The organism is Dactylosporangium sp. NPDC051087, from assembly GCF_055586325.1.
The window spans coordinates 23,565-29,564 of the sequence record NZ_JBVJIJ010000044.1 but is presented as its reverse complement, the minus strand read 5'-3'; the positions used below and the strand labels follow the sequence as shown (position 1 = coordinate 29,564).

General features: G+C 71.4%; 5 protein-coding genes. 2 read left to right on the top strand and 3 right to left on the bottom strand.

Annotated elements, in window-relative coordinates:
- Positions 1 to 910: DUF6923 family protein (locus tag ACZ6TV_RS49715; protein WP_465307725.1), on the bottom strand; the 910-nt coding region annotated here is incomplete at its 3' end.
- A 58-nt stretch (positions 911 to 968) separates the two neighbouring features.
- Between ACZ6TV_RS49715 and ACZ6TV_RS49710 the strand changes: the two genes are divergently transcribed.
- Positions 969 to 1,742, top strand: a complete 774-nt coding sequence (locus tag ACZ6TV_RS49710) for a bestrophin-like domain (protein ID WP_465307723.1) — start codon at positions 969 to 971, stop codon at positions 1,740 to 1,742.
- Positions 1,743 to 1,750: 8 nt separating this feature from the next.
- On the top strand, positions 1,751 to 3,973 hold the full coding sequence (locus ACZ6TV_RS49705) for a terpene synthase family protein (protein WP_465307721.1): 2,223 nt from the start codon (positions 1,751 to 1,753) through the stop codon (positions 3,971 to 3,973).
- Between the two features lie 12 nt (positions 3,974 to 3,985).
- Here the strand turns inward: ACZ6TV_RS49705 and ACZ6TV_RS49700 are convergent, their stop codons facing one another.
- Positions 3,986 to 4,756 carry a hypothetical protein gene (locus tag ACZ6TV_RS49700; RefSeq protein ID WP_465307719.1) on the bottom strand — a complete coding sequence of 257 codons (771 nt, stop codon included), beginning with the start codon at positions 4,754 to 4,756 and terminating at the stop codon, positions 3,986 to 3,988.
- Positions 4,753 to 5,109, bottom strand: a complete 357-nt coding sequence (locus ACZ6TV_RS49695; protein WP_465307717.1) for a hypothetical protein — start codon at positions 5,107 to 5,109, stop codon at positions 4,753 to 4,755. The genes ACZ6TV_RS49700 and ACZ6TV_RS49695 overlap by 4 nt, the downstream gene beginning before the upstream one ends.
- Between the last annotated feature and the right edge of the window lie 891 nt (positions 5,110 to 6,000).

Sequence of the window (6,000 nt, the reverse complement as noted above, 5' to 3'; positions counted from 1 at the left end):
ACGGCACCGGAGATGGCACGACCGGCACGGGAACGGGCATCTCGGCGGCCCGGGCGACGGGGCAGGCGGTCGCGTCCGACGACGTGACCGAGCCCAGGTCCATGAGCTTCACCGCCCGCGCCGGATCCGGCAGCGGGATCCGGAACAGGGCGCTGCCACCCGGCCCGTGCCCCGTCCCCGGCCCCGCGCCCGGCCCCGCCGCCTGGTTGAACAACGCGGTCAGCGTCCCGTCCGGGTGCAGTGCCAGCCCGCCGTACGCCGACCTGCCCGGCAGCACCGAAGGCAACGGCGTCATGGTTGCCCTGGCGGAAGTGACCCGCACGAGCTGCGCCCGGCCGTCGCGGGCCGCCACGGTGAGGAGGTCCCCGCTGCGCGGCTCGACGACCCAGTCCCCGGCGTACGGCAGCGCCGGCAGCCTCCGCGCCGGCAGCAGCCGCAACGCCTCCGGCGTGACCTCCACCGGCCGCAGCGCCGAGGCGGTCCCGACGAGCAGCCGCACCCGGCCGCCCTCGGTGACGACCGTGCCGCCGTACCCGTCTGACAGCGGATATCCGGCCGCCCGCCGGGTCCCGGGCACCGCGCCGAGGTCGGTGACCCGCCCGGCGCCGGCGATGCGGACCACGTGCGGGCTCTCCGGCAGCTTCCGCCCGGCGCGCGCGGTCGCGAGCCCGAACACGATGCCGTCGCCCGCGCAGCCGATCGCGTTCACCGAGTACCCGAGCGGCGTGCGCGTCACGGTGCCCGCGGACGTCACCCGGTGCAGCGTCGAGCCGTTGTCGCCCGGCGCCTGCGACACCCACAGCAGGCCCTCCGGCAGGGCGCCGGCCGGCGCGGCGAACGCGGGAGCGGGCAGCACGGCCCAGCACACGCCCAGCGCGGCGGTGGCCGTACACCAGCGGAATGCACGCATCGAAGACTCCCTACAAAAGCCGCAAAACGCATGATCACCCTAACTGAGGGAGGCGCCGGTGAACGGTGAGATCCTGATCGGCGGCCTGATCGTCACGGCCGTCGCCGTGGCCGTCGCGATCGCCGCAGGCCTTGCTGTGCAACGGTTCGTGCCGGTCGAGGACCGCCAGGAGAACAACGACGTGGCCGGGATCGCATTCGCGATCATCGGTGTCCTCTACGCCATCCTCATGACGTTCGTGATCGTCAGTGTCTGGGAGGCCGGGGACGGCGCGCAGGACAGCGGCCGCGCCGAGGCCCGCGCCGTCGTCGACCTCAACCACTACGCCGACACGCTGCCCGCCGCCGAGAGCGCCGCGATGCGGGAGCTGACCGGGGAGTACGTCCGCATCGTCGAGCAGCAGGAGTGGCCGGCGATGGCGAAGGGCGATCCGGTCGGCAAGGCCGGCAGCGCCGTCATCTCCAAGCTGTGGAAGACCGTCGACGCGCCGCTGCCCGGCGGCGACGAGGCGGCCGTGAACCGGCAGTCGGAGGCCCGCGCCGACCTGCGCGCGCTCACCGTCAACCGGGACGCCCGGCTCGCCGCCGCGTCCGCCGGGCTGCCGAAGGTCATGTGGCTCGCCCTGATCGTCGGCGACGTGCTCACCCTCGCCAACGCCCTGATGTTCGGGGTCAAGGGCAGCGGCGAGTACCTCACGATCATCGCCCTGCTCGCCGCCATGTCGGCGCTGATGCTGTTCGCCGTCTACGAGCTGGAGTTCCCGTTCCAGCGCGGCGAGAGCGTCACGGTCGACGTATTCACCGATGTCGTCGACGACGGCACCGCACGTTAGGAAGCGCAGTGACTCAGCAGCCGTTCACCCTGCCCGACTTCTACCAGCCGTACCCGGCCCGCCTGAACCCGAACCTGGAGGGCGCCCGCACGCACACCAAGGCGTGGGCGCGGTCGATGGGCATGGTGGAGGGTTCCGGCATCTGGGACGAGAAGGACCTGGACGACCACGACTACGCGCTGCTGTGCGCCTACACGCACCCGGAGGCGTCCGCGCGGGCCCTGGACCTGGTCACCGACTGGTACGTCTGGGTGTTCTTCTTCGACGACCACTTCCTCGACGTGTTCAAGCGCACCCAGGACATGCGCGGCGCAGAGACGTACCTGGAGCGGCTGCGCATGTTCATGCCGCTGCACGGCGCGGTCACCGAGGAGCCCACGAACCCGGTCGAGAAGGGTCTCAAGGAGCTCTGGGAGCGCACCGTCCCCGCGATGTCCGCGGACTGGCGGGCCCGCTTCGTGCACAGCACCCGGGCGCTGCTGGAGGAGTCGCTGTGGGAGCTGGCGAACATCAACGACGGCCGCGTCTCCAACCCCATCGAGTACATCGAGATGCGCCGCAAGGTCGGTGGCGCGCCCTGGTCGGCGAACCTCGTCGAATACGCCACCGCCGCGGAGATCCCGGCGCGCGTCGCGCACAGCCGCCCGCTGCGCGTCCTGAAGGACACGTTCGCCGACGGCGTGCACCTGCGCAACGACCTCTTCTCGTACGAACGGGAAACCCAGCAGGAAGGCGAACTGGCCAACTGCGTGCTGGTCCTGGAACGCTTCCTCGGCTACGGGGCACAGCAGGCCGCCGAGAAGACCAACGAGATCCTGACGTCGCGCCTGCAGCAGTTCGAGCACACCGTCGTGACCGAGCTGGAGCCGCTCTTCGCCGAGCACGCCCTCGACCCGGCCGAGCGGCTGCGGGTCCTCAAGTACGCGCAGGGCCTGCAGGACTGGCAGGCCGGCGGCCACGAGTGGCACATGCGCTCCAGCCGGTACATGAACAGCGAGGTCCGCCCGTCCGGCCAGTTCACGCTCGGCGGCCCGATGGGGATCGGCACGGCCGCGGCCCGGCTCCGGTCGCTGACCAGCAGCACGCGGGTGCGGCACTACGACCTCAGCCCCTTCCGGAAGGTCGGCCCGCTGCCGGTCCCCGACCTGTACATGCCGTACCGGTCGCGGCAGAACCCGCACCTGGACTCCGCCCGCCGCAGCGTCGTCGACTGGTCCCGCGCGATGGGCTTCTTCGACGTCGTGCCGCGCCCCGCCGCCCCGGCGGTCAAGGCGCCGTCGGTGTGGACGGAGCGGATGCTCACCGGCTTCGACTTCGCGGTCTGTGCCGGCGCGCTCAACCCCGACGGCACCGAGGACGAGCTGGCGCTCGGCACCCAGTGGCTGAGCTGGGGCACCTACGGCGACGACTGGTTCCCGCAGGTCTACGGCCCCACCGGCGACCTCGACGGCGCCCGGGCGATGGTGGCGCGACTGAAGACGTTCATGCCGCTGGATCTGGTTTCCGCCGGTGTACCGGTGAGCCCCCTCGAACGTGGCCTGGCCGACCTGTGGCCCCGCACGGCCGCGCCGATGGACCCCGGGCACCGGGCCCAGTTCCGCGAGACGGTCGACGTGATGCTCGACAGCTGGGTGTGGGAGCTGCAGAACCAGCACGAGCGGCGCATCCCCGACCCCGTCGACTACATCGAGATGCGCCGGCGCACGTTCGGCTCCGACCTGACCATGAGCCTGAGCCGCTTCAGGACCGGCCGGCAGGTCCCCGCGGAGGTGTACGACACCCGCCCGATCCAGAACCTGGAGGCCGCGGCGAGCGACTACGCGTGCTTCGTCAACGACCTGTTCTCGTACCAGAAGGAGATCGAGTTCGAGGGCGAGCTGCACAACATCGTGCTCGTCGTCGAACACTTCCTCGACATCTCCCGCGACCAGGCCGCCCTGGTCGTCCGGGACCTGATGACGGCCCGGATGCAGCAGTTCGAGCGGATCGTCGCCGTCGAGCTGCCCGCCCTGTACGAGCACCTGCGCCTGCCGGCCACCGCCCGGGCCGGCATCGACACGTACGTGCGCCAGCTGCAGGACTGGATGTCGGGCATCATCCGCTGGCACGAGGACTCCGACCGCTACGACGAGTCCACCCTGCTCCGCCCGGAGCCGACCACCCCCGAGCCGGCACCGGCGTCCCGCATCCGGATTCCTACGGCACCGAAGGGGTTCGTCCGCACCCGGTAGCGACGCCGTCATTCAGCCTGTCGCGGCACGCCTGACGGTGTCGAGCGCAACCACGGTGAAGCCGGTCGTGGCGGCGCGCGCGTAAGAGCCGGAGCCCGGAACCTCGGCCAGCTTCCCGGCGAAGGGCCGCCGCTGCCCTTCCACGCCCCAGCAGCCGGCGTTGCTGAAGATGACCTGCCGGTCGACGACCGGCGCGACCCGCAGCGTCGCGCCGGTCGGCCATTCGGTCAGCCGCTGTGGCCAGAAGATGCCGAACAACGCGCCGTCCGTCCCCCACAGCGAACCGGCGGCGGAACCCGGAACCGGCCCGGCCGGTCCTCTGCCCGTCGAAAGCCAGACGGTCGTGCGCTCCGCCACCGGCGGCCCGGCGAGCGTCTCAACGCCGTCGAGCACCATTTCCGCCTGTACCTCGGACTCAACGGCGCTGCGTCCGGTCAGCGTGCCACGCGCGAGGACGATCGACGCTCCGGCCTGCCGCGCCTGTGCGAGCGTCTCGCTCAAGGGCATGACAGCACACCCGTCGACGGCCGCCGGCCCGCTGGACAAGAACGATGGAGCGGACACCCGCACGGCGCCGGACTGCCCGACCTGCGTGGCCGACGCTTGCCGCGCCCCGACCGACCAGACCAACGCGATGACGACCACCGCGGCGACGCCAGCGATCGACCCGCCGAAAACCGTCCGCCGCAGAACGGCGTCCGTGTCGGACCGCACGTCTTCGTCGCGATGCCGGTCACCGGTCACCGCGCCCGCGAAGCGGGTCAGGGACTCCTCAAACGTCAACCGCACGCCTTTCGCCGAAGCTGCCTGCACATACAACGCTGCTTCGAGCCCGTTGCGTTGAACCCCGGAAGCGGATCGTCCGCATGGCGGTGATGACGGGACCGCCAAGCCGGTCCGATGCGCTCGGTGAGGGCGAACCGGCGATGCTCGCCGGCGGGGTGCACAGTCACGGCGACAGTGCTCTCTTCCTCGAACCGCAGCAGGAAGACGGGATCAAGGTCGCAGAAGAAGGCGAACCCCTCACGGTCGTCGTCGCCGGCGCCGGTCAGGAACCCACGATCGTCGTCATCCAGCGACAACCTGGGGCACGGAGCCCAGTTTTGCGTGGGGGGCGGCGTGCCGACGTCGTGCATCTTGGTGGGGCTGAGCGACTCGGCCGGAGGAGGTCGGTCTTGCGGCGCCTGTTGCCTTTGATCCGGGTGCCGGGCAGGTCGGTGGTGCGTCGCAGCCTGCGGCGCGGTCGTCGATCTCAGCCACCAGGGCCACATGCCCAGGGACATGCGGCCGGCAGTGTTGACGGTCCGGTCGATCGGCCGACGAGGTCCGCGTCGGCGGCCCGGCATGCCGGAGCGGGCCGGGCCAGAACTGTCCCCAAGCAACTGCCGGTTTCCCGCCGGCGGCAAAAATCCGATCGAACTCATCCGCACCACGGACCCGTCGGCCAGACGACGCCTGCGGCGCGGTGACGGCGACAGCGACGGCGGGATGCTGGAGGCAGGGCCAGGATGCTGGGCAGCTTCAACGGCGGCAGCGCCGCGCCGTCGGCAGTGGTGTCGGGCCGGAATCGGTCGGCGGGAAATGCCATGTCGAGGGCCTGACGCGGCCGGTTGGGGTGGTGTTCGTGCGGGAACCGGTCGACCACGGCAGCTCGCACTGAAGGCGTTGCGGCGGTCGACGTGATCGGCCTGCAGGGGGTGACCCGGACGTCGGCCCGACCCGCGCCGCTGTGGTGGTCGGTGCCTTCGCCGGTGAGCACGGCCGGGTCGGTGGGTCGGGGAGCGGGCAGGATCGCGTGGGTGTTGGTGGGTAGAAGAGGGTGCGGCAGACAGGAACCGTCGCGTTGTCCGTAGCTGTGGCGGCGGGAGCGGCCCCGTGATGGTGATCGGTGTGGGCTGGCCCCGACGCCGGATCACCGCGGTCATCCCGGAGGAGTCCGACCAGCAGGCCAACCGGACGAAGAAGGGGTCGGCGGGCGGACGGCCGTCAGCTTCGCCACGCAGCGTTACAAGCGGCGCAACACCGTC